This is a genomic window from Acidiphilium sp. JA12-A1, from assembly GCF_000724705.2.
Classification (GTDB): domain Bacteria; phylum Pseudomonadota; class Alphaproteobacteria; order Acetobacterales; family Acetobacteraceae; genus Acidiphilium; species Acidiphilium multivorum.
The window spans coordinates 97,458-121,867 of sequence record NZ_JFHO01000044.1; the positions used below are offsets into that span (position 1 = coordinate 97,458).

General features: G+C 69.3%; 19 protein-coding genes and 1 riboswitch. Of the genes, 8 read left to right on the plus strand and 11 right to left on the minus strand.

Going from position 1 to position 24,410, the window contains the following annotated elements; all coding sequences use genetic code 11:
- Nucleotides 1–2: 2 nt before the first annotated feature.
- The 4 genes from RT91_RS08695 to RT91_RS08710 all read right to left on the minus strand — a co-directional run bounded on the left by RT91_RS08695 (nucleotide 3) and on the right by RT91_RS08710 (nucleotide 3,861).
- Nucleotides 3–710, minus strand: a complete 708-nt coding sequence (locus RT91_RS08695; RefSeq protein WP_035186851.1) for an ABC transporter ATP-binding protein — start codon at nucleotides 708–710, stop codon at nucleotides 3–5.
- The gene (locus tag RT91_RS08700; protein ID WP_007422456.1) at nucleotides 700–1,608 is read right to left on the minus strand and encodes a branched-chain amino acid ABC transporter permease; all 909 of its coding nucleotides are present in this window, start codon (nucleotides 1,606–1,608) and stop codon (nucleotides 700–702) included. The genes RT91_RS08695 and RT91_RS08700 overlap by 11 nt, the downstream gene beginning before the upstream one ends.
- A 13-nt stretch (nucleotides 1,609–1,621) precedes the next feature.
- Nucleotides 1,622–2,503, minus strand: a complete 882-nt coding sequence (locus tag RT91_RS08705) for a branched-chain amino acid ABC transporter permease (RefSeq protein ID WP_007422457.1) — start codon at nucleotides 2,501–2,503, stop codon at nucleotides 1,622–1,624.
- A 101-nt stretch (nucleotides 2,504–2,604) separates the two neighbouring features.
- Complete coding sequence (locus tag RT91_RS08710) at nucleotides 2,605–3,861, minus strand: ABC transporter substrate-binding protein (RefSeq protein WP_007422458.1); 1,257 nt, start codon at nucleotides 3,859–3,861, stop codon at nucleotides 2,605–2,607.
- A gap of 245 nt (nucleotides 3,862–4,106) precedes the next feature.
- Nucleotides 4,107–4,341: riboswitch (cobalamin riboswitch) on the plus strand.
- A gap of 135 nt (nucleotides 4,342–4,476) precedes the next feature.
- On the opposite strand from RT91_RS08710, the gene metE reads away from it, so the two are divergent.
- The 4 genes from metE (at nucleotide 4,477) to RT91_RS08730 (ending at nucleotide 12,413) form a co-directional block, all read left to right on the plus strand.
- Nucleotides 4,477–6,786, plus strand: coding sequence for a 5-methyltetrahydropteroyltriglutamate--homocysteine S-methyltransferase (gene metE, locus RT91_RS08715; RefSeq protein ID WP_035186795.1), 2,310 nt, complete (start codon nucleotides 4,477–4,479; stop codon nucleotides 6,784–6,786).
- 119 nt (nucleotides 6,787–6,905) lie between these two features.
- On the plus strand, nucleotides 6,906–8,087 hold the full coding sequence (locus tag RT91_RS08720) for an MFS transporter (protein WP_035186854.1): 1,182 nt from the start codon (nucleotides 6,906–6,908) through the stop codon (nucleotides 8,085–8,087).
- Between the two features lie 113 nt (nucleotides 8,088–8,200).
- Entirely contained in the window at nucleotides 8,201–9,931 is a 1,731-nt protein-coding gene (gene araD / locus RT91_RS08725) for an L-arabinonate dehydratase (RefSeq protein WP_035186798.1), read from the plus strand.
- Nucleotides 9,932–10,037: 106 nt separating this feature from the next.
- On the plus strand, nucleotides 10,038–12,413 hold the full coding sequence (locus tag RT91_RS08730) for a xanthine dehydrogenase family protein molybdopterin-binding subunit (protein WP_035186800.1): 2,376 nt from the start codon (nucleotides 10,038–10,040) through the stop codon (nucleotides 12,411–12,413).
- Nucleotides 12,414–12,472: 59 nt separating this feature from the next.
- Here RT91_RS08730 and RT91_RS08735 read toward each other — a convergent pair whose 3' ends face one another.
- From RT91_RS08735 to RT91_RS08755, 5 genes are all read right to left on the minus strand, one after another.
- A complete protein-coding gene (locus RT91_RS08735; RefSeq protein WP_035186801.1) occupies nucleotides 12,473–13,132 on the minus strand; it encodes a glycosyltransferase in 660 nt (219 codons plus the stop codon).
- Between the two features lie 294 nt (nucleotides 13,133–13,426).
- The gene (locus RT91_RS08740; protein WP_012039883.1) at nucleotides 13,427–14,413 is read right to left on the minus strand and encodes an ABC transporter permease; all 987 of its coding nucleotides are present in this window, start codon (nucleotides 14,411–14,413) and stop codon (nucleotides 13,427–13,429) included.
- Nucleotides 14,410–15,381, minus strand: a complete 972-nt coding sequence (locus tag RT91_RS08745) for an ABC transporter permease (RefSeq protein WP_231844401.1) — start codon at nucleotides 15,379–15,381, stop codon at nucleotides 14,410–14,412. Before RT91_RS08745 ends, RT91_RS08740 begins: the two co-directional genes overlap by 4 nt.
- A gap of 8 nt (nucleotides 15,382–15,389) precedes the next feature.
- Entirely contained in the window at nucleotides 15,390–16,835 is a 1,446-nt protein-coding gene (locus tag RT91_RS08750) for a sugar ABC transporter ATP-binding protein (protein WP_240314240.1), read from the minus strand.
- A gap of 74 nt (nucleotides 16,836–16,909) precedes the next feature.
- Nucleotides 16,910–17,941 (minus strand): ABC transporter substrate-binding protein, encoded by a 1,032-nt coding sequence (locus RT91_RS08755; RefSeq protein WP_007424742.1) that lies wholly within the window; start codon nucleotides 17,939–17,941, stop codon nucleotides 16,910–16,912.
- Nucleotides 17,942–18,211: 270 nt separating this feature from the next.
- On the opposite strand from RT91_RS08755, the gene RT91_RS08760 reads away from it, so the two are divergent.
- The 4 genes from RT91_RS08760 (at nucleotide 18,212) to RT91_RS08775 (ending at nucleotide 22,162) form a co-directional block, all read left to right on the plus strand.
- Complete coding sequence (locus RT91_RS08760; RefSeq protein ID WP_007424743.1) at nucleotides 18,212–19,000, plus strand: IclR family transcriptional regulator; 789 nt, start codon at nucleotides 18,212–18,214, stop codon at nucleotides 18,998–19,000.
- A gap of 213 nt (nucleotides 19,001–19,213) precedes the next feature.
- Entirely contained in the window at nucleotides 19,214–19,471 is a 258-nt protein-coding gene (locus RT91_RS08765; protein WP_013640632.1) for a hypothetical protein, read from the plus strand.
- Between the two features lie 3 nt (nucleotides 19,472–19,474).
- Nucleotides 19,475–21,415, plus strand: a complete 1,941-nt coding sequence (locus RT91_RS08770; protein ID WP_035186808.1) for a penicillin-binding protein 2 — start codon at nucleotides 19,475–19,477, stop codon at nucleotides 21,413–21,415.
- Between the two features lie 57 nt (nucleotides 21,416–21,472).
- Nucleotides 21,473–22,162, plus strand: a complete 690-nt coding sequence (locus RT91_RS08775; protein WP_007424745.1) for a GntR family transcriptional regulator — start codon at nucleotides 21,473–21,475, stop codon at nucleotides 22,160–22,162.
- A 298-nt stretch (nucleotides 22,163–22,460) separates the two neighbouring features.
- Here RT91_RS08775 and RT91_RS08780 read toward each other — a convergent pair whose 3' ends face one another.
- Together RT91_RS08780 and argJ are read right to left on the minus strand one after the other, a co-directional pair.
- Nucleotides 22,461–23,024: a fasciclin domain-containing protein gene (locus RT91_RS08780; RefSeq protein ID WP_007424746.1), complete on the minus strand. Its 564-nt coding sequence runs from the start codon at nucleotides 23,022–23,024 to the stop codon at nucleotides 22,461–22,463.
- Between the two features lie 155 nt (nucleotides 23,025–23,179).
- Nucleotides 23,180–24,409, minus strand: a complete 1,230-nt coding sequence (argJ, locus tag RT91_RS08785) for a bifunctional glutamate N-acetyltransferase/amino-acid acetyltransferase ArgJ (protein ID WP_035186810.1) — start codon at nucleotides 24,407–24,409, stop codon at nucleotides 23,180–23,182.
- Nucleotide 24,410 lies beyond the last annotated feature (1 nt).

Below are 24,410 nucleotides of genomic sequence, written 5' to 3' on the forward strand. Positions count from 1 at the left end.
CGTCAGCCTCCGATGAACGCGGCGACCACGTCCGGGTCCCGCGACGCCGCCTTGAGCGAACCCTCGAACAGCATCCGCCCCGCGCCCAGCACGATCACCCGGTCGGTGATGCGGTTGAGGAAATCGAGCAGATGCTCGACGACGATGAGCGCGATGCCCCGCGCGGCGAGCGATTTCAGCAGTTCGGCGATGCCCCCGAGCTCCGCCGGGTTGAGCCCCGCGCCGATCTCGTCGATCAGCAGCAGGCGCGGATTGGTCGCCAGCGCGCGGCCGAGATCGAGCATCTTCTGCTGGTTGACGGTCAGCGCCCCGGCGATCGCGTCGGCCTGGTCGGCGAGCCCGATACCGGCGAGGATCTCCTCGATATCGACCGTGCCGCGCCCGGCGAAGGTCGCGGCAACCTCGATGTTCTCGCGCACCCGCATCGCGCGGAAGCATTTCGGCACCTGGAAGCTGCGGTTGATGCCGAGCCGGGCGATGCGGTACAGCGGCAGGCGCTGGATTTCCCGCCCCTCGAACAGGATGCGCCCGGCATCGGCCTGGTGCACCCCGGAGATGACGTTGATCGTCGTCGTCTTGCCGGAACCGTTGGGGCCGACCAGGCCGAGAATCTCGCCTTCGGATATCGAGAAACTCTGCCGGTCGAGCACGGTGAGCCCGCCGAAGCGCTTGCTCACCCCGTCCAGCCGGAGCAGCGGTTCAGAGGACATCGACATTTCTCCGGATCAGCAGCGACATCAGGCCGTTGGGCAGGAACAGCACCAGCAGCACGATCAGCAGCCCGTAGAGCAGTTCGAAATATTGCGGCGCGGAGACGCCGATCACCGCGTAGAACGCATAGAGCAGGGCCGCGCCGAGCAGCGGGCCGATCACCGTGCCCACCCCGCCGAACAGGGCGAAGACGATGGCGAAGACCGAAATCTGCAGGGTGAACACCGCGTCGGGGTAGAACACCGACAGGTTCCACGCATAGGCGCCGCCGACCAGCCCGGCGATGCCGGCCGAGGCCAGCCAGACGATGAGGCGCTCGCGCACGATGTTGACACCCGCGAGCCCCGCGCTGATCGGGTCCTGGTGCATCGCCCGCAGGCCGAGCCCGAAGCGCGAGCGCCGGAAATACGCGGCAAGCCCGGTGGCGAGCAGCAGGATCGCCAGCATCGTCGCGTAGCTCGCCGTGGGCGCGTAGACCTGCTCGATCTTCACGCCATAGGGCCCGCCGGTCACATGCTTGAGCGCCTCGTTCGCCACCACGTAGTAGATGATCTGCGAGGCGGCGAGATTGGCGATCGAGAAATACGCGCCGGACAGGCGCAGCAGCGGCCCGAGGATGAGCCCGACCACGACCGCCGCCAACCCGCCGCCAAGCACGCAGACCAGCACCGGCAGGCCGGTGAACGTGACCAGCAGCGAGGTGGCATAGGCGCCGGTGCCGAAGAAGCCGACATAGCCGAACGGCAGATATCCGGTGAAGCCGTAGAGCAGGTTCAGCCCCTGGGCGAGCGCCATGAACGTCATCATGGTGAACAGCACGGACTGGTTGCCATAGACATGCGGCAGGACCAGGAAGGCGGCGGCGAGGATGGCCAGCACCGCGACGGGATAACGCATTGTACTGTTCCGCTTACGCACTGCGCACCGCCTTGCCGAGCAGGCCGGAGGGCCGGATCAGCACGATGATGAGGAGCAGCGCATAGGGCACGAGATTCGACCACGAGGCGTAATAGGTCTGCATCAGCATCGTTCCCACGCCGAAGACGAGGCCGCCGACCACGGTGCCGAGCGGATTGCCGAGCGAGCCGATGATGATGATGGCGAAGGATGTCGTGGTCAGCCCGTCGCCGATCGAGGGCGACACCGAGCCGACCATGTAGGGCACGAACACGCCGGCGATCCCGGCGAGCGAGAGGCCGATCATGAAGGCGATCGCCGACACCCTGTCGACATCGATGCCGGTCGCGCGCGCCTCGTCGCGGTCGGCCATGATGGCGCGCGTCGCGAAGCCGAGCCGCGTGCGCGTGAAATAGAGCCAGAGCCCGCCGATACAGATGACGCTGACCGCGGCGGCGACCCACCAGCTGTCCGGAAATTCCTGGCCGAACGCGCCGATATTCCCCGAGCCCAGCGCGTTACCGGGCAGCGAGCGCTGGTCCGCGCCGAAGATGAGGAGCATCACCGCCTCGATCATCTGGGCGATGCCGAAGAACAGGATGAAGGACAGCATCTCCGGGTCCTGGCTGCGCTGCAGGCGCGGCACCACGCCGTAATAGAGCGGATAGCCGATCAGGATCCCGCCGAGAATCGCCAGCGGAATGCCGAAGATCGGGTTGAGGTGAAGGTCATGCACCAGAAGCCACGCGCCGAACCCGCCCAGCATGATAAACTGGCCGTGGGCGAGATTGATCATCCGCATCACGCCGAAGACGAGATTGAGCCCGATGCCGACAAGGCTGAAGAAGATGCCGTAGAGAATGCCGCCGATCAGCGCGTATTCGAGAAGTGCCAACGGCGCGCCCTTTCTTGCAGGGAAGTTGGAAACCAGTGGTCCGGATCGACGAAAGATCCCGGCCCGTCACGGGCCGGGATCCTGCGGTTCCGGGGCGCCGGTCAGTGGTGCGGCGCGGGATAGACCGGCTTGCCGGTCGCCTTGTCCTGCGGATAGACCACGACGATCTTGTTGGTCTTGCCGGCGGGGACGAGCTGCGCCACCGGCAGCAGCTCGCCGAGCTGGGCGCCGTTCGCGTTGATCTTGAACTGGCCGAGCACCGTCGTCGTCTTGCCGGACATGTCCATCAGCGCCTGATGGAAGGCGAGCTGGGTGAATTTCGGCGCGGTGCCGAGCATGTCCTGCATGATCAGCCCGGTATTGTAGCCGGCCGCATCGAGGAAGTTCGGCGCGTTATGCGTCGCCGCGGTGAACTCCTTCACGAAGGTCGCGGTGTTCGGGCCATAGGTGGTCTTGGCGAAGGAGACGAGCGGCGGCGTCGGATAGGTGTAGGTATAGGCGAGGGTTTTCGCGCCGACATTCTTCGTCATCAGGGCGAGAAGCTGGCCGGGGAAGATGGTGAACGTCATCTTGAAGTGCAGGCCGCTGCCGGCCAGCGTGTGCAGGAAGGCGATGTCGTTCGGCGGATAGCCGAACTCGATCACCGCATCCGGCCGGTGCGCCGCGATCGTGTGCAGCAGCACGGTGTAGTTGGATTCGCTGGTGGGCACGCCGTGATAATACACCGGCGTGACGCCGCCCTTCTTCAGCGTCGCCTTCAGCGTTTCCGCCTGCGAGGCATCGAAATCGTTCGAATCGTAGATGACGGCGACGCGCTTGATCTTGTGGTCGAGCAGGAAATGGCCGAGCGGCAGCGGCCACACCGTGGAGGCGGGAATGCTGACATCGGCGAGATAGTCGGTCTTCTTGGTGAAGAAGTTCGCCCCCGAGCCGGTCGGGTCGATCAGCAGCATGTGGTGCTCGGCGGCCAGCGGAATCGCGACCGAGGTGAGCACCGAGCCGAAATCGGCGACCAGCAGGTTCACGTGGTCCTGGGTGATGAGCTGGTTGTACAGCGTCGTCGCGGTCGCGGTCGAGCTCTGGTCGTCATAGGCGACGATCTTGACCGGGATCTTCTTGTCGAACGCCTTGACGAAGACGCCGCCGGACTTGTTGACCGTCTTCGCCCAGTATTCGAGCCCGTGATACTGCCCCTCGGACGCCACCGCGAAAGACCCGCTGCTTGCATAGAGCGTGCCGATCTTCAGGACCGACGGCGCCGTCGCGGCGGACGCCTGGCCGATGCCCGCCAGCGCCAGGCCCGAGGCCAGGACTCCCGCCGCGCAAAAACCCCAGGCGCGTCTGAATTGTGCCCGCATGGTTGCTCCCCTTGATGCAATGAGCCAGTCACGGCCAATTGTTGAAATTTGACCGACCGATATGACCACAGAAGCCGGACGGTCAATACTCGCAACCAATAAACAAGCCGTGATTGCCGATTTTCGCCCCGGGGATGAAATACCGATCGAACTCGATCCATGACTGCAACGATTCTGCGCGGACGACGCGATTATTTGCCGGCGCGGCGGATGCCGCCACCCTTGCCGAATGTCCGTCCGGGCGGCATACGACATTCGTCACCGGTCCCGCGCGAGCGGGTGAAAAGGGAACATCGTGCGCTTCGGCCGGGCTTCATTGTCCCGGAAGCAAGTCGATGGCTGCCCCCGCAACTGTCAGCGGCGAGCCGGTGGTCCGTCCGCCCGCAAGGGCGAGCCACTGAACCGGGAGCGGTTCGGGAAGGCAGGGCCACCAGCGTCGAGCCGCGAGCCAGGAGACCTGCCGGTGTCGCACCAACCTTGCTGCCGGGCGGGGTGCACCGGAAGCCGGAGCCGACCCATGACTGCACGCATCAGCGGCAGCGCCTGCCGCGCGCGTCCTCTCGTTTCCCCCTCATCGCGCCGTTCGCGGTCCCACGCCCGCCGGGGAGGCCGCGCATGAGCATCGCGACCAGTCTCGGCTTTCCCCGCATCGGCCGCCGGCGGGAACTGAAATCGGCCCTCGAGGCGCACTGGGCGGGCGAGCTGTCCGAAGCCGGCCTGCAGGAGGCGGCGCGCCTGCTGCGCGCGGAGTCCCATTCGCTGCAGCAGGGGCTGGGCATCGGCCACATCCCCTCGAACGATTTCGCGCTTTACGACCATGTGCTGGATACCGCCTGCATGGTCGGCGCGATTCCGCCGGGCTATGGCTGGCGCGGCGGCGAGGTGACGCTGCCGACCTATTTCGCCCTCGCGCGCGGCACCGGCGGCGGCGATGCCGCGGCCGGCCTGCCCGCGCTCGAAATGACCAAGTGGTTCGACACCAACTATCACTATCTCGTCCCCCGGCTCGCGGCGGGGCAGCATTTCGCGGTCACCGCCAACCGTCCGCTCGCGCTGTTCCGCGAGGCGCTGGCCCGCCACCGCCGCACCCGGCCGGTGGTGCTCGGCCCCGTCTCGTTCCTGCTGCTCGCCAAGACCGATGACGGGTCCGATCCGCTCGACCTGCTCGACCGCCTGCTGCCCTGCTATGCGCAGGTGCTGGCGGAGCTGGCCGCCGAGGGCTGCGCCTGGGTGCAGATGGACGAGCCGGTTCTCGCCCTCGACCTCGCGCCGAAGGCGCGGGCGGCGCTGCGCCACGCCTATGAGACCCTCGCCCGCGGGGCGACGCCGCGCCTGCTGCTCGCCAGCTATTTCGCGCCGATCGCGGACAACCTGCCGACCGCGCTGGCCCTGCCGGTCGCCGGCCTGCATCTCGACCTGGTGCGCGGCCGAGACGATCTCGCGCCGGTCCTCGCCGCGATCGGCCCGGCGACATGGCTCTCGCTCGGGCTGGTCGACGGGCGGAATGTCTGGCGGGCGGACCTGCGCGCCGCCCTCGCCACCGCGCGCGAGGCAGCGCGCGCGCTCGGCGGCAGCGAGCGGCTGATGATCGCGCCGAGCTGCAGCCTGCTGCACGTGCCGGTCGACCTCGCGCAGGAGGACCGGCTCGATCCGGCGATCCGCCCGTGGCTCGCCTTCGCCACCCAGAAGCTCGCCGAGATCGCCACCATCGCCCGCGGCCTCGACGAGGGGGAGGGCGCGATCGCCGAGGCGCTGGAGGCCTCTGACGCCGCACTCCGCACCCGCCGCGACAGCGCGCGGGTCCACCGGACCGACGTCGCCGCCCGGCTGCTGGGCGCGACACCGGAGATGGAACGCCGCCCCGCCCCGCACGCCGCGCGGCGCGCGCGGCAGCGGCAGCGCCTGCCCCTGCCCGCGTTTCCGACCACGACGATCGGCTCGCTGCCGCAGACCTCGGGCGTGCGCCGGACCCGGGCGGCGCTCGCGCGCGGCGAGATCGGCGCCGCCGAATACGACGAAGCGATCGCGACCTGGACCGAGGACGCGATCCGCCTGCAGGAGCGGATCGGACTCGACGTGCTGGTGCACGGCGAGTTCGAGCGCAACGACATGGTCAAGTATTTCGGCGAGCAGCTCGACGGTTTCGCCTTCACCCGGCATGGCTGGGTGCAGTCCTATGGCAGCCGCTGCGTGGCGCCGCCGATCATCTGGGGCGATGTCGCGCGGCCCCGGCCGATGACGGTGCGCTGGGCGCGCCATGCCCAGTCGCTCACCGCCCGGCCCGTGAAGGGGATGCTGACCGGGCCGGTGACGATGCTGCAATGGTCCTTCGTGCGCGACGACCTGCCGCGCGAGACGGTCTGCCGGCAGATCGCGCTGGCGCTGCGCGACGAGGTGGCCGACCTCGAGGCCGCCGGCCTCGCCATCATCCAGGTGGACGAGCCGGCCTTCCGCGAGGGGCTGCCGCTGCGCACCGCCGACCGCGAGGCCTATCTGCGCTGGGCGGTGTCCTGCTTCCGCCTCGCCACCGCCGTGGTGCGCGACGACACGGCGATCCACACCCATATGTGCTACGCCGAATTCCAGGACATCATGCCGGCTATCGCCACGATGGATGCGGACGCGATCTCGATCGAGACCGCCCGCAGCCGGATGGAACTGCTGGAGGCCTTCGCCGGCCACGGCCCCTCCGCCTACCCGGCCGAGATCGGCCCCGGCGTGTGGGACATCCACAGCCCGCGAATCCCGCCCGAGGAGGAAATCCTCGCCCTGCTCCGCCTCGCCCGGCGGAAGCTGGCGGACGACCAGCTCTGGGTGAACCCGGATTGCGGGCTGAAGACCCGCAACTGGCGCGAGGTGATTCCGGCGCTGGAGAACCTGGTCGGCGCCGCGCGGCGGCTGCGGGCGGAGGCGATCCCGGCCTGATCCCGCCCGCCGGCCGGATGCGCGCCATCCGGCCGGCACCGCGCGGGGCGGCGTTTGCGGCGCGGCCGATCGCGGATACACCGGCATCGGCCGCAACCCGCCGCCGGAGCCCGTTCCGCATGCCGATCGCCGCATCCCCCGCCGCAGCCCAGCGCCGCGTCATCGTGCTGACGGGGATCCTGTTCGTCTCCTACCTGACCGTCGCGATGGCGCTGCCGACCGTGCCGATCGAGGTGCACGACCGGCTCGGGCTCGACAATGCGCTCGGCGGGCTCGCCGTCGGCCTGCCGTTCCTGACCACGCTGCTGACCCGCGCGCAGGCCGGCCGCCTCGCGGACGAGCGGGGCGGGCGGCGCTGCATGCTGCGCGGCCTCGGCGTCTACACCGTGGCGAGCGCGATCTGCATGGCCGCCGCCGTGCCGGCCACGCCGCATCTCCGCTTCGCCGTGCTGCTCGCCGGGCGGGCGCTGCTCGGCGTCGGGGAAAGCCAGGTCGCGGTCGGCATGATCGGCTGGGGCATCGGGCTGATGGGCCATGCCCGCTCGGGCAAGGTGATCGCGCTGGTCGGCGCGGGGATGTATGGCGCGCTCGCGGTCGGCGGGCCGCTCGGCCTCGCGCTGTTCCGCGCGCTCGGCTTTGCCGGGCTGATGGCAACCTGCACCCTCCTGTCGGTGCTGGGCGCCGCCATCGCGTTCCGCTTTCCCGACGCGCCGCCGACGCAGGGACAGCGGCAGCCGCTCTGGCGGGTGGTGCGGCGCATCGCGCTGCCGGGTGCCGCGGTCGGGTTGCAGGGGATCGGATTCGCCGCGCTCGGCGCCTTCATGTCGCTCGACTTCCTGAGCAAGGGCTGGCCGGGCGCCGGGCTTGGGCTGACCTGTTTCGGAATCGGCTTCGTGCTGATGCGCCTCGCCTTCGGCGACCTGCCGGACCGGGTCGGCGGCACCGCGGTGGCGGCGGGGTCGCTGCTGGTCGAAGCCACGGGACAATATCTGATCTGGCTTGCGCCCGAGGCATGGGTCGCGCTGCTCGGCGCCCTGCTGACCGGGCTCGGCTGCTCGATGGTGTTCCCCTCGATGGGCAAGGAAGCGATCCGCCGGGTGGAGCCGCATCTGCGCGGCACGGCGATCGGCGGATTCGCCGCGTTCCAGGACCTGGCCTATGGCGCGACGGGCCCGGTCGTCGGCCTGCTGGCCGACCGCACCGGCTATGCCAGCGTGTTCCTGATCGGCGGGATCGCGGCCACGCTCGGCTTCGGCGCGGCGCTGCTGGCCCATCGCGGCGCGCGCGGCGCGGCGGGCTGATCGCCCGCCCGCCCATCGGCCGGCGCGGCGTGGCCCTTGCGTCGATCCTTGCTAGATTCCAGAACCGGAGGCGACGCCGCGCCCTGCGGCGCCGGCAGGCGAGGAGACCGACGATGACCAAGACGCGCAAGACACCCGAGGAGTTGCGCAGCCACCGCTGGTTCGGCGCGTCCGACCTGCGCAGCTTCGGCCATCGCTCGCGGATCAAGCAGCTCGGCCACGCGCCCGAGGATTACGCCGGCAAGCCGGTCATCGCCATCGTCAACACCTGGAGCGGCCTCGCCCATTGCCACGGGCATTTTCCCGCCCGCGTCGAGGCGATCCGCCGCGGCGTGCTGCAGGCGGGCGGCTTTCCGGTCGAGATTCCGGTGATGGCGCTGCCGGAGAATTTCGTGAAGCCGACGACGATGCTCTATCGCAACCTGCTCGCGATGGAGGTCGAGGAAAGCCTGCGCTCGCTGCCGGTGGACGGCGCGGTGCTGATGGGCGGCTGCGACAAGACCACGCCGGCCACCATCATGGGCGCGATCAGCGCCGGGCTGCCGGCGATCTTCATGCCAGCCGGGCCGATGCTGCGCGGCGACTGGGGCGGGCGCATCCTCGGCTCCGGCTCGGATGTCTGGAAATACTGGGACGAGAAGCGCGCCGGCAACATTTCCGAGGCGCAATGGGAAGACATGGAATCCGGCATCGCCCGCTCGGATGGCGTGTGCATGACGATGGGCACGGCGATGACGATGACCTCGCTCGCCGAGGTGCTCGGCCTCACCCTGCCGGGGGCGACCTCGATCCCGGCGCCGGATTCGCGCCATGCCCGCATGGCGGCGGCGACCGGGCGGCGGATCGTCGAGATGGTCTGGGACGACATCACCCCCGCCGACCTGCTCAGCCAGGCGAGCTTCGAGAACGCGATCGTCGCCAGCGCGGCGCTGGCCGGCTCGACCAACGCGATCATCCACCTGATCGCGATGGCCCGCCGCGCCGGGATCGAGCTCGATCTCGACCGGTTCGACGCGCTCTCCGCCGGCGTGCCGGTGCTCGCCAACATCCGCCCCTCCGGCCAATACCTGATGGAGGATTTCTACTACGCCGGCGGCCTGCCGGCCTTCCTCACCCGCATCGCCGACCGGCTCGACCTCGCGACCCGCACGGTGAACGGCATGACGCTCGGCGATAACATCGCCGGAGCGACCGTGTGGAACGACGACGTGATCCGTCCGCTGGACAATCCGGTCTCCCGCGCCGAGGGGCTCGCGGTGCTGCGCGGCAATCTCGCTCCCGGCGGCTGCGTGATGAAACCCTCCGCCGCGGAGCCGCGCCTGCTCAAGCATGAAGGCCCAGCGCTGGTGTTCGACGATTACGACGCGATGGCGAAAGCCGTCGCCGATCCCGATCTCGACGTCACCGCCGATCATGTGCTGGTGCTGCGCAATGCCGGGCCGCAGGGCGGGCCGGGCATGCCGGAATGGGGGATGCTGCCGATCCCGGTGAAGCTGCTCCGCCAGGGCGTGCGCGACATGCTGCGGATTTCCGACGCGCGGATGAGCGGCACCAGCTACGGCGCCTGCGTGCTGCATGTCGCCCCGGAATCCTTCGTCGGCGGGCCGCTCGCGCTGATCCGCACCGGCGATGTCATCGCCATCGACGTCGCGGCACGGCGGATCGACGTGCGGTTGTCCGATGAGGAACTCGCCCGGCGCCGCGCGGCGTGGACGCCGCCGCCGCCGCGCTTTCCGCGCGGCTATGGCGCGATCTTCGCCGCCCATATCGGCCAGGCCGATACCGGCTGCGATTTCGACGTGCTGGCCCGGCCGGGGACGATCGCGGAGCCGGAAATTCACTGACATTCAGTTAGCGCGGCCGGGTTTCACGGTGCCGCATCTTGCGCCCGCCCTGTCGGGACCGAACATAAGGGGCAACCCTATTGACGTTCTTCGAAGGACATTCCGCATGACACGCATCCTCCGCCAGCCGGAAGGGCTGGATCGCGCGCTGGCCACCGGGCGCTTCGCGATCGGCCAGCCGGTGTCGCGTAGCGAAGACCCGGTGCTGCTGCGCGGCGAGGGGCGCTATACCGACGATCTCGACCGGCCAGGCCAGCTCTACGGCGTCGTGGTGCGCAGCGGGGTCGCGCATGGCATTCTGCGCGGCGTCGATACCGCAGCCGCCGCGGCGATGCCGGGCGTTGCCGCGATCATCACCGGCGCCGACATCGCGGCGTCGGGCTTCGGCCCGATGCCGGCGGCCGCGAGCCGCAACCGCGACGGGTCGGACACGCCAAGGCCCCGGCAATTCGCGCTGGCGACCGACCGCGTCAGGTATGTCGGCGACCCGATCGCCTTCGTCGTCGCCGAAACGCTCCAGCAGGCGCGCGACGCCGCCGAGGCGGTGCTGGCCGAGATCGACGCGCTGCCGGCGGTGACCGACGCGCGCGACGCCGCCACCCCCGGCGCGCCGCAACTGCACGAGGAGGCGCCGGGCAATCTCGTGCTCGACTATCATTTCGGCGATGCCGAGGCCGTCGCCGCCGCCTTCGCCCGGGCCGCGCATGTCACCCGGCTGAGCCTGCGCAGCAGCCGCGTGATCGTCAGCCCGATGGAGCCTCGTGCTGCGATCGGCGAGTTCGATCCGGCGGAGGGCTACGTGCTGCGGCTCGGCTGCCAGGGGGCGGTCAACATGCGGGGGCTGCTCTGCACCGTGCTCGGCGTGCCGAAGGAGCAGGTCCGGGTGCTGGCCGGCCATGTCGGCGGCTCGTTCGGCATGAAGGCCTCGTGCTATCCCGAATATGTCTGCGCCCTGCTCGCCGCCAGGCAACTCGGCCGGCCGGTGAAGTGGACCGATGATCGCTCCGGCAGCTTCCTCTCCGACAGCCACGGCCGCGACCACGAGATGCTGGCCGAACTGGCCCTCGACGCCGAGGGCAATTTCCTCGCGACCAGGCTGACCGGGTTTGCCAATCTCGGCGCCTATCTCTCCAACGTGGTGCTGCTGCCGGCCACCGTGAACGCGGTGAAGAACTTCGTCGGCGTCTACCGCACCCCGCTGATCGAGGTTTCCAGCCGCAGCGTCTTCACCAACACCACCCCGGTCGGCGCCTATCGCGGCGCGGGGCGGCCGGAAGGCAATTACTACATGGAGCGGCTGGTCGAGACCGCCGCGCGCGAGATGGGGCTCGATCCGCTGGCGCTGCGCCGGCGCAACCTGATCCGCCCGGAGGCGATCCCGCATCGCGCGCCCTCGGGCCTGACCTATGACAGCGGCGATTTCCCCGCGACGCTCGACCGCGCGCTGGCCGCGGCGGACTGGGACGGGTTCGCGGCACGGCGGGCGGAGAGCGAAGCGCGCGGGCGGATCCGCGGGCGCGGGATCGGGCACTATCTGGAAGTGACGGCGGATGCGAGCCCCGAGATGGGCGGCATCCGCTTCGATGCCGATGGCGGGGTGACGATCGTCACCGGCACACTCGATTACGGCCAGGGCCACGCGACCCCCTTCGCCCAGGTGCTGCACGGCAAGCTCGGGATTCCCTTCGAGCGCATCCGGCTGGTGCAGGGCGATTCCAGCCAGCTCCTCGCCGGCGGCGGCACCGGCGGCTCGCGCTCGATCATGCAGAGCGGCGCCGCCATCATCGAGGCCGGCGACCTCGTGATCGAAAAGGGCCGCCGCGCCGCCGCCCATCTGCTCGAAGCCGGCGAGGCCGACATCGAATTCGCCAACGGGCGCTTCAGTGTCGCCGGCACCGATCTCGGGATCGACATCATGGACCTCGCCGAACGGCTGCGCACCGCCGGCACCCTGCCCGAGGGTGTGCCCGCCACGCTCGATGTCGGCCATGTCACGCGCGGCGTGCCCTCGGCCTTCCCCAATGGCTGCCACATCGCCGAGGTCGAGCTCGATCCCGAAACCGGGGTGATCGAGGTCGTCGCCTATCACACGGTCAACGATTTCGGCGTGCTGGTGAACCCGCTGCTGGTCGCCGGCCAGGTGCATGGCGGCGTGGCGCAGGGGATCGGCCAGGCGCTGCACGAGCTCGTCGCCTATGACGAGGCCGGCCAGCTGCTGACCGGCTCGTTCATGGACTATGCGCTGCCGCGGGCGGACGCGGTGCCGGGGATCGGCTTCGCCAGCCACCCGGCGCCGGCGCGGACCAATCCGCTCGGCGTCAAGGGCTGCGGCGAGGCCGGCTGCGCCGGCAGCCTGCCGGCGGTGATGAACGCGGTGGCCGATGCGCTGTCCGGCTTCGGCATCGCGCATATCGACATGCCGGCCACCCCGCGCCGTGTGTGGGAGGCGATCCAGGCGGCGAAGATCCGGCCGGGTGGATGATGCTCCGGTTATCAATATGATGGAGCGCTACATCCGATCCGACAGGATCGGAAAGTGGTCTAGCGCCGGTAGGTTTTCGCCAGCCTGGCCGGGTCGCGCCCGGCCAGAAACAGCGCCAGGCGGATGAGGTTTCCCGCGGCCCGGCGGAACCAGCCGTCGCGCTGGTAGGTCCGGGCGCTGGTGCCGATCACGAGATCCATCGGGGCGAGGCGGCGGCCGAGGCGGCGGGCCAGCGCGACATCCTCCATCAGCTTCAGGTCGGGCACGCCACCCAGCGCCGCGAGCAGGCGCGCATGGATCAGCAGGGACTGGTCGCCATAGGGCAGGCGAAAGACGCGGCACCGCCATCCCGCGAGGCGCTCGACGATCCGCGCGCGAATATCGCCCGACGCGAAGCGCAGCCTTCCATAATAGGCCCGCGCGGGGTCGGCCCGGGCGAGCGTGTCGCGGAGAGATTCCGCCCAGCCCGGCGGCAGTTCGCTGTCGGCGTGCAGGAGCCAGATCCAGCCGTCGGCGATCCGTTCGGCCCCGCGGCGAAGCTGGCCGCCGCGGCCGGGCCGGCCCGTGACGACTTCGGCGCCATGACGCCGCGCGATGGACACGGTGTCATCCACGCTGCCGCCATCCGAGACGACGATGCGCGCGACGAACGCCGGCGCCCCGGCCAGGACGGCCAGCAGGGCGCCAATGCGATGCCCCTCGTCGAGGGTCGGGATCACGACCGTGACGTGGGCGTCGGCCTGTAAGCATGCGTCCCGGCCGATCGGACTCTTTCTCCTGCCTGCGCGATTCGGTTGCGACATGCCGCAGCATAGCGCGTCCGGCGGGACAGGCGAGCGGCCCCGACAAAAAGGGCCCCGGATGACTCCGGGGCCCAGTTGGGAACAGGGAATTCAACGTCTGGGAGAAACGTTCATCCGGTTGATACAGGAGACGCGTGTGCTCCCGATATGACCTAGATCAAACCGCATCATTTATTTGCATGAGACAACGAACCCGCCCGGCGGACGGCGTCAGCTCCTGCGCGTCAGGACGGTCTGGATCAGGACGGCCATCAGCAGGAAGAGGCCGGAGGCGAGGTTTTGGTAATACGAGCTGAGATTGCCGATCTGGTCGATCACGTTCTCGATGACGCCGAGCAGCAGCACGCCCGAGAGGGCGCCGGCCATGGTGCCGACGCCACCGGTCAGCAGCACCCCGCCGATGACGGCGGCGGCGATCGAGCGCAGTTCGTCGCCCTGCCCCGCCGTCGACAGGCCGGAGGAGAGATGCGCGCCCAGCAGCGCGCCGGCGAGGCCCGCCAGCGTGCCCGACAGCACGTAAGTCGCGACCTTGACGGTGGCGACCGGGACACCGAGCATCCGCGCCGCCTCCTCGTTGCCGCCGATCGCGAACACGGCGACGCCGAAGCGCGACCGGTTCAGCACCAGCGCCGCCAGCGCGAAGCCGGCGAGCAGGATCCAGATCAGGTTGCCGACCCCGAGCAACGTGCCGTTGGCGATCTGGCCGAACAGGCCGGGGTGGACGATGACCATGCTGCTCCTGGCCAGGACGAGGTCGAGGCCGCGCACGCCGAGCAGGGCGGCGAGCGTGACGATGAACGGCGCCATGCCGGCGCGGGCGATCAGCAGCCCGTCGATCAGCCCGACCGCCGCGCCCGCCAGGCAGGGCACCAGCAGGGCGGGCACCCAGCCATAGGGCACCGCATAGGCCGCCAGCACCGAGCCGAGGCCGATGACCGAGCCGACCGACAGGTCGAACCCGCCGAGAATGATCACGAAGGTCTGGCCGATCGTCACCAGGCCGACGAAGCTCGCCGCGACGCCGATATTCTCGAAATTGTTGACCGTCGCAAAATACGGGAAGACCGCGCTGGCGATGACCGCGGCGATGGCGAGGACCACGATGGCGCCGCGCGACCGGATCAGCGCGATGATCCGCGCGCGGCGTTCGGTGTCCGGTGCCGCGATGCCCGCACCGGCGGCTGGCGCGCCGCTCATCCGCCGGCCCGCTGCAGGTACAGCGCGGCGACGATGAAGGCCGCCTTGAGGATCTGCGCGTAGCTGAAATTGATGTCGTTCATGATGAAGCTCGCTCCCAGGACCTGCAGCAGCAGGACGCCGAAGACGCCGCCGGCGATCGAGACCCGGCCGCCGGAGAGCGGCGTGCCGCCGATCACGGCCGCGGCGATCGCGTCAAGCTCGAAATTCAGCCCGATATAGTTGGGATCCGCCGCGCCGAGCCGGGCGGCGGCGAACAGGCCGGCAAGCCCGGCGAGCAGGCCGCTCGCCGCATAGACGGCGAACAGCGTCCGCCGCACCTTGATGCCGGCGATCACCGCCGCCGCCTGGTTGGCGCCGATGAAGACGAGGCTGCGCCCGAAGACGGTGGTGCGCACGACGAGGGCGACCGTGGCGGCCAGCGCGAGGGCGATGATCGCGACCATCGGCACCAGCGACACGGCGCCGATGCCGAGCCAGTCGAACACCCCGCCCGTGGGCAGCGACACGCGCGATCCGTCCAGCAGCGCCTCGGCGAAGCCGCGGGCGGTGACCAGCAGCGCCAGGCTCGAGATCAGCGGGTTGATGTCGAGGAAGGCGATGAGCGCGCCGTTCAGCAGGCCCACCGCCAGGCCGGTGCCCAGCGCCGCGACGACGGAAACACCCGCGCCGCCCGGCAGCGCCAGGGCCATCACCGATGCGGCGAGCGCCATCGACGAGCCGACCGACAGGTCGATCCCCCGCGTGCCGATCGCCAGGCTCTGCCCGAGCGTGATGAGGATGATCGGCGCGGCCTGGAACAGCAGGTTGCGGATCACGATCGGGTTGCGGAACCCCGGCGTGAAGATCAGGTCGACGATCACCAGCAGGGCGAAGGCGATGTAGACGCTCTGCGCGCGCAGCATCGCCGCCGGCGTGTCGTGGCCGGCGCGCGCCGCAAGTCCGGCAAGGCGGGACGGCCTGTTCATGACGGCGCTCATGCTCCCGCCCGCTCGTGCGGGGCGGCCAGCCGGTCGAGCACGTCCTGCACGCCGGCGCCGGCGGTTTCCATCGTGTCCGCGACACGTCCCTCGTCGAGGATCACCAGCCGGTCGGCCAGCACCATCAGCTCCTCCATTTCCGAAGACGTCACCAGCACGCCGAGGCCGCGCTCGACCAGGCGGCGGATCGCGTCGTGCACCTCGGCCTTGGCGCCCACATCGATCCCCCGCGTCGGGTCGTCGAGCATGATGGCGCGCGGGTCGGTGGCGAGGCAGCGGGCCAGCAGGACCTTCTGCTGGTTGCCGCCCGAAAGCGAGGTGATGGGCGCTTCGGCGCCCGCCGTCTTGATCCCCAGCAGGCGGACGAACTCGGCCACCATTTCGGCCTGCCGGCGGCGGGAGACGAAGCCGTAGCGGGAGATGCGCCGCAGCGCGCAGGCCGTCAGGTTCTCCGCGACCGAGAGCTTCGGAAAGATCCCCTCCGCCCGCCGGTCTTCCGACAGGAAGGCGAGGCCGGCGGCAATCGACCGCTCCGGCGCGGGGGCGGGCAGCGGCCGGCCGCCGACCTCGACCGTGCCGCCACCCGGCGTCTCGATCCCGAAACTCGCCTTCATCGTCTCGGTGCGGCCGGAGCCGAGCAGGCCGGCCAGGCCGACCACCTCGCCGGGCATGACCTCGTAGGACACGTCCCGCACCCGGTTGCGCCAGGTGAGATGGCGCGCGGCCAGCGCAGGGGCGCCCGAAGCCGCCGCGCGCGGCGCGTGCTGGCGTTGCAGCGTTTCCGCGCTCCGCCCCAGCATCGCGGCGATCAGCGCCTGGCGCGGCAGGTCGGCGGCCGGCGCGCTGGCGACCAGGCGGCCGTCGCGCAGCACCGAGAAGCGGTCGCACAGCCGGTAACATTCCGACAGCCGGTGGCTGACGAACAGGATCGCGATGCGCTCGGCCTTCAGCCGGTCGACCACGCGGAACAGGGTCTCGACCTCGCCGCCGGTGAGCGCGGAGGTCGGCTCGTCGAGAATGACGACCTTCGCGCCGAGCCGGATGCCGCGGGCGATCGCGACCATCTGCTGGAGCCCGAGCCCGAGCGTGCCGAGCCGCGCCCGCGGATCGATGCGCAGTTCGTAGCGCGCCAGCAGCGACTGCGCCTCCGCCTCCATCCGGCGCCGGTCGATCAGCCAGCCGAGCCGCCTCGGCTCGTGGCCGAGGAAGAGGTTCTCGGCCACGTCCCGTTCGGGGATCAGGTTGATCTCCTGGTAGACGGCGCTGATGCCGTGGCGTTGGGCGGTGCGGGGGGAGTCGAACCGCACCGCCGCGCCGCCCAGCCTGATCGTTCCGTCGTCAGGCTGATGGAACCCGGTCAGCAGCTTGATCAGCGTCGACTTGCCAGCGCCGTTCTCGCCGGCAAGTCCATGCACCTCGCCGGCATTGAGCGTCAGCGACACCCCCTCCAACGCCCGAACCGCACCGAAACGCCTTGAAACGGCGACCGTTTCAAGAACCGCCACAGACATGGGCGTCAGTAGGGAACGCCGCTGGCCAGCGCCGCCTTGGCATTGGCGGGCGTGTAGAGATGATCGCGGATCGTGATCTTCTGCGGCACCGGCTTGCCGTCGAGCCAGTTCTGGATCTCGTGCATGGCGATCGGCCCGAAGCGCGGATTGGTCTCGTCATCGGCATAGATCCAGCCGGAGACGATGTCCTGCACGCCCTGCTTGGTGCCGTCGATGGTCACGATCTTGACCTGCCCCGGCTTCTTGCCGGCGTCGCGCAGGGCGGTGATGGCGCCGTAGGCCATCGTGTCGCTCTGCGTGTAGATCGCGTTGACATCGGGATGCGCGAGCAGAATCTGGCTGACCACCTTCTGCGCGTCGGTCGTCGACCAGTTGCCGGTCTGCGCGGCGATGACCTTCATGCCGGGATATTTCGATATCGCGGCGGCGAAGCCCTTGGTTCTCGCGGTTTCCACCGAATTGCCGTAGGCGCCCTGGATCTCGGCGATCACGGCGTGCCCGCCCGTCGCCTTGGCCAGTTCGCGGCCGTCGATCACACCCTGGTTGTAGAAATCCGACCCGACGAAGCTCAGGAAGTCGGAGCAATGGGTTCCGGCCGTCTCGCGGTCGATCGTGATGATCGGGATATGTTTCGCGACCGCCTGGGCGAAGGCCGGCTGCAGCCCGGTCGAGTTGAGCGGCGCAATGACCAGAGCCTGCGCACCCTGGTTGATCATGCTCTCGACATCGGCGACCTGCTTCGCCTCGTTGGAATGCGCGTTGGTGTAGATGTAACGCTTCGCGTGCACCTGATGCGCGGCTTCCCGCAGCGACCGCGTCTCTTCGGCGCGGAACGGGTTCTGGTTGCCCTGCGACTGGGAGAAGCCGACCACGAGGCTCGACAGCTTCGCATGGCTCGGGTGCGGGTTCACACACACCGCCTTCGACGTTCCCAGGATCATCTGCGCGGCAGTCTGCTTCGCCGCCTGTGCGGATGCGACCGTCAGCATGGCAGCGCCGATGCACGTGGCCGCAAGCAATATCGTTCTGGTCTTCATGTCCCCTCCATTCGCTCTCTTCGGCGTTATCGGGCCGGTTGGCCGTTGTAGTTCCGTATAATGGAACTTAGTTCTATATTCATGCTAAGCGGGCTGTTACAAGCTGTCAAATGCGGATCGGACATCGGCGCCACGGCCCGGGATGCCGCCGCGAATGGCGGGGATTTCGCAGCCCGTTCTGGCCGCTGCGGATAAATTCGGTTTTTTGCAACCAAGGGGGGGGGGTTAGCGAATTGACAGCGCAACGTCCCGCTCTACGCTGAAGGCCCCATGAGGATCGACACTCCCGCCAACGAGGCGTCATCGAGCGTTGCCAAGGCCCTGGCGCTGCTGCGTGCCGTCAGCCTCGCCGAGCCGCCCGCCGGGTTCAACGCCCTGCTGGAGCGGACCGGCCTGCCGAAGGCGACGCTGCACAGGCTGCTGCGCGAACTCGCCGATGCCGGGCTGGTCCGCCATCATTCGCCCGACCGCACCTATCGGCCGGCGCTCGGCCTGCTGGAACTCGCCAGCCGCGCCTGGGACTCGATCGACCTGCGGCAGGTGGCTGCCCGCCATGTCGACGCGCTGTGGCACAGCACGCAGGAGACGGTGCACGTCGCCGTGCGCGACGACATCGAGATCATCTATGTCGACAAGCGGGAAAGTCCGAAGGCGCTGCGGCTGTTTTCCTCGATCGGGCGGCGCGGGCCGCTGTACTGCACAGGCGTGGGCAAGGCGATTTTCGCGCATCTTCCTGCCGCCGAGCGCGACGATGTGCTCGCCCGCCTCACCCTGACGCGCCATACGCCGAGCACCATCACGTCGCGGGCCGGCCTGCGCGCGGAGTTCGAGCGGATCCGCCGCGACGGCGTCGCGTTCGACCGCGCGGAGCATGAGGAAGGCATCGTCTGCGTCGCGGCGCCGATCTTCGACCGGCAGGGCCATCCCGTCGCCAGCGTCAGCGTGACCGCACCAGCCGTTCGCATGAATGACGATCGCGTCGCCGCGCTGGCGCCCGAGGTCAGAAGCGCCGCGGAACGGATTTCGCGCGACCTCGCCTTCTCCAACTGCCCGGTCTGATCGCCCCCGCGCCCGCCCGGAGCACCGCCGCCTGACAATGCCCCGCCCCAAGGCAGGCCGGTTTCGCGGCCCGGCTGCCGGAATTTCCGAACTGGCCGGGAATATTATTTAATATCATATATTTGATGATCGTTTTTGACGAGTTCGGGCTACACTCGCGGCCCGCGGGCGCATTGGGGCCGCCCGCGGGATGGATTTGCGAGGATGCCGAACATGGGGGCAGATGCCGGGACCGCGCCGCAGGGGCGCTCTGGCTGGGCGTTGCGGGGACTGCCGATCTCTTTCGCCGCGGCCGACATGCAGTCGAAGGCCAGCGCCCGCTACGTGCCGCATCCGGGGCCGGGCGGCGCCGATTGCGCCGTATGCCAGTTCTACGAACCCGCACACCCGGGGGCGCCGACCGGAAACTGCATGGTCGTCGCGGGTCTCGTGGGGGCGCGAGGCTATTGTGACTTCTTCACCTCGCGGTGAGCGATGACGCCGAGACCGCCTGCTTCCGGCGAGTCCGCGACGTCCGGCTGGGCGCGCCGGTTCCGGCGGCGGATGCGCCTCGGCGCCGCCGGATTCGTCGTGCTGTTCGTGGCGGTCGCGGTGAAGCTGACCGATGCCACGGTCATCGATCCGCTTCCGCCGAACCAGGCGGCGCTCTCGGCGCTCAGGCCCGACCTGAGCACCAGACCCCTGGAACCGGACCGCGCCGCCATTCTCGATCGCAATGGGCGGCTGCTGGCCGTCTCGCTGCCCGGCGCCTCGCTCTATGCCGATCCGCGCCAGATTCGCCATCCGTGGCGCGACGCCAGGGCGCTGGCCAGGAAGATCGCGGGCCTGGACGTCAGATCGACGGCGCGCCGGCTCGGCATGAAGCATTACGGATTCGTCTATATCTCCCGGCACCTTACCGCCACGCAGGAGCTCGCGGTGAACCGGCTCGGCATTCCCGGCCTGTATTTCCAGAGAACCTGGCAGCGGCATTATCCGCAGGGCGACCTTGCCGCGCATATCCTGGGCGGCGTCACCCCGGGCCAGCACGGCCTTTCCGGAGTTGAGGCCTATTACGACAAGCGGCTGCTGAGCAAGCCCGGCCAGCCGCTGCGCCTGTCGATCGACCTGCGGGTGGAGGCCATCGTCCACCACGAGGTCGCGCGCGCCATGCGCGACTACAAGGCACGCGGCGCCTGCGGAATCGTGGAATCGATGAGCGGGCGGATCGTCGCCATGGTCAGCCTGCCGGATTACAACGCCAACGATTACCACGACGCGCCGGCCGACACCCTGTTCGACCGCTGCATCTCGGGCGACTACGAGCCTGGCAGCGTGATGAAGCTGATGACCCTGCCGGCGGCGCTGCAATCGGGGCTGATGCATTACTGGGACAAGTTCAACACGACCCATCCGCTCGTCATGAACGGTTTCGCGATCACCGACTACGAGCCAGTGCACCGCTGGCTGGCGATGCCGTCGATCCTTGCGTATTCGTCGAATATCGGCGCCTCGCGGATCGCGACCATCCTCGGGCCGAAACTGCAGCGCGCCTGGCTGCGCAAGATGGGATTCTTCAAGCCGCCGCCGATCCAGATGACCGGCGCCCAGCCGCCGATCTGGCATCCCGCCGATACCTGGAAGCTGCTGACGACGATGACGGTGAGCTTCGGCAACGGCATCGCCATGGCGCCGCTGACGCTGGTCAATGCCGTGGTCGCGGACGTGAACGGCGGCATCCTCTTCCGCCCGACGCTGCTCGCGCGCCGGCCCGGCGCGCCGCCGCGCACGGGCGTCCGGGTCATGCGGCCGGGCGTATCGGAAACGATGAGGCGGCTGATGCGGGGCGTCGTGCTGTCGGGAACCGGCGTCTACGCGCGGGTGAAGGGATATCGCGTCGGCGGCAAGACCGGCACGGCGCAGGTCGTCGGGCGGGATGGCCGCTATCGGAACCATCTCAACAACTCGTCCTTCATGGCGGTGTTTCCGGCCGACGATCCGCGCTACGTCATCTACGTGCTGGTGATCCATCCGAGGCCGACGAAGAAGATGGCCGGATTTTCGCACGGCTTCACCACCGGCGGCTATGTCGCCGCGCCGGCGGTCGGGCGGATCATTGCGCGGATCGGCCCGATGCTCGGCATCGCCCCCCTGGAAGGCGCACGGCTTGCCGAGGTGAACCGGCGGTTCGACATTCCGCTCGACCCTCCCGTTCCGCCGGGGCGCACCGCGCTCGGCCCGGGTCATCCGTTTCCGCCCGGCGCCAATGCCTACGCCTATATCCTCGCGCACAGGAAGCCGCCGCGCCATCCGGACCGGCTCGCGGCGCGGCAGGCCCTGAAACGTGTCGAACTGGCAACGCCGGGCGTGGCGCTGCCCGCCGCGCCGCCCACCGTCCAGCGCATCGCGACGCGGGACGCCGCCCCCCACGCATGATGCGGAAGGCGGCGGGCCAGGCTTGGAGGCCTCACCACGGTCGCGTATGAGTGCGGGATGACGCCTGCCGGTGAGCACGAGCTGGGTGGGACGGAACCGGCCGGCGCAAAGGCCGCCGGCCGGCCGAGTTCCCTGGATGCCTATGAAAGCCTGCTCTCGGCCATCGAGGGCGGCGAGTTCGCGCCCGGCGCCCGGCTCCGCGAGGTTGAACTCGCGCGACGCTTCGGGATCAGCCGTACGCCGGTCCGCGAGGCGCTGAAGCGCCTCGAGCATCAGGGGCTTGTCGTCCACGAACCCCATCACGGCGCGATCGTGGCGACACTCGACGATACCCAGCTGGCGGAGCTTTATGAAATGCGCGAGGTCCTGGAAGGAACCGCCGCGCGCCTCGCCGCGCTTCACGCGACCGAGGCGGAGATTTCGCTCTTGGCCGCCCTCGTCGAGCGCGACGCGGCGCTGGTCGACCGGCCCGAGGAGCTGGCGGCCAACAACCGCATCTTTCACCGGCAGATCCGGAACGCGGCGCGCAACCGCTACCTCAACGGAATGCTCGAAAGCATGCGCCTCTCCCTCGCTTTGCTGGGCGGCACCACCCTCGCGGTCCAGGGGCGCGGAGCCGACTCCGTCGCGGAGCACCGCGCGGTCGTCGAGCGGATCGCCGCGCGGGATTCCGCCGGCGCCGAGCGCGAGGCCCGCGCCCATATCCGCGCCGCCTACCGTGCCCGCATTCTCCGCGCGCCCGGCTAGAGCATCATCCGATCAGATGGAGTCATCTGATCGGATAAAGATGCTCTAATTATCAATATCATAGAGCACTACATCCGATCCGGATGGATCGGATGGTGCTCCAAACCGGTAGCCGCGGCACTCCCCAGCTTCGTGAAATTCCCTTGCAGCAGAAGACCGCTCGCCGATTCGGAGCCGCGATGCGCCTGCCCCGGGAGACATCCGGATGCGTTCCGCATCAAAAAAGAGCCAGCGGCGTGCATGCCGCTGGCTCGAATTCCGGCCGGGCGGGGCCCCGCCGGATCGCGGGAAACCCGGTTCAGGGCATCAGAACACGGTCGATCACCTGAATGACGCCGTTCGACTGATTGACGTCGTATGTCTCGATCTGCGCCACATTGCCCTTGTCATCGACGACCTCGATATTGTGCGGGCCGTTCATCCGGAAGGTGAGGTCGTGCCCCTTGTCGAGGGTCGGCAGTTTCACCATGCCGCCATGGCCTTCGATGTCGGCGCGCAGGGTGTCGAAGGTGAAGTCACCAGGGACGACGTGATAAAGCAGGATCGAGGTGAGTTCCGCCTTGTTCTTCGGCTCGAGAAGCGTGGCGACCGTGCCTTTCGGCAGCATGTCGAAAGCCTCGTTGGTCGGCGCGAAAACGGTGAACGGCCCCTTGCCCTCGAGCGCCTTCACGAGGCCGGCGGCCTTCACGGCGGCCACCAGCGTCGTGTTGTCCTTCGAGTTCACGGCATTCTGCACGATGTTCCGGGTGGGATACATCGGCGCGCCGCCGACCATCACCGAATCGTTCGTCATCGCGGCGAAGGCCGCGCCGCAGGCGGCGAGGGCAAGCGCGCTGCCCAGGGCCAGATGGCTGAGTTTCATGGTCCGTCATCTCCTCTGCTCGATCGCCGGCGGCGATCTCATGCCCCGGTTACGCAGCGGGCATTCAAACGGATGAGTTGCGGAAAGATTTCCTCGGTCACGAGATCGTGAGGACAGGAGTGCGAGGCGGCCATTCGTGCCGCCCCGCCGGCAGATCAGCTGCGATAGCTGCCGTTGATGTCGATATAGCCATGCGTGAGGTCGCAGGTCCAAACCCGCCCGCGCCCGCGCCCCAAGCCGAGATCGACATCGATACGGATGTCCGACCCGCGCATATGCGCGACCACCGGCGCCTCGTCGTAGCCCTCGACCACCCGCCCGTCGCGGGCCATCCAGACGCCGCCGACGGCCACCGCCAGCCGGTCGCGGTCGGCCGGCTCGCCGGACTTGCCCACCGCCATGACGATCCGCCCCCAGTTTGCATCTTCGCCCGCCACGGCGGTCTTGACCAGCGGCGAATTCGCGATCGCGAGCCCGATCCGCCGCGCCGAGCGCGCGGAGACGGCGCCGGCGACGTTGATCTCGATCAGTTTCCGCGCCCCTTCGCCGTCGCGCACCACCATCAGGGCCAGATCATGTAGCACGGCGTTCAACGCCCGGCGAAAGGCGGCCAGGTCGCGCGCGTCTTCGACGGGTGGATTTCCGGCCGCGCCGGTCGCGAACAGCAGCACCGTATCGGACGTCGACGTGTCCGAATCCACGGTGATCGAATTGAAGCTGGGGCCGACGCCGCGGCGGAGCAGCGCCTGCAGGGTCGCGGCGGACACCGCCGCGTCGGTCACGATGAAGGCGAGCATCGTCGCCATGTCGGGCGCGATCATGCCGCTGCCCTTGGCGATCCCGGAAATCCGCACCTCGACCCCGCCGATCTTCGCCGTGCGGGTCGACGCCTTGGGAAAGGTGTCGGTCGTCATGATCGCGCGCGCGGCCTGCGCCCAGCGCTCCGGCGCCAGATCGGCGGCGAGCCCATCCATGACCGCGACGATCCGCTCCGCCGGCATCGGCTCCCCGATCACGCCGGTCGACGCCAGGAACACCTGCTCCGGAGCGCATCCGAGCGTGCGCGCCGCAGCTTCGGCGCTCAGCCGCGCCGCCGCCGCACCTGCCGCGCCGTTGAAGACGTTGGCGTTGCCGGCATTGACGACGAGGCCCCGCGCGGTTCCGCCGGGCAGGATGTCGCGGCACCAGGTCACCGGCGCGCCGGGACACTTGTTGCGGGTAAAGACGCCCGCAACCGTCGTGCCGGACGCGAAGGAAGCGAGCAGCACGTCATCCCGCCCGCGGTAACGGATGCCGGCGGCGGCGGTCGCAAACCGCACGCCGCCGATGGCCGGAAGCTCGGGCAACGGCACCGCCAGCGGCGATACCGGCAGGTCCTTCGCCACG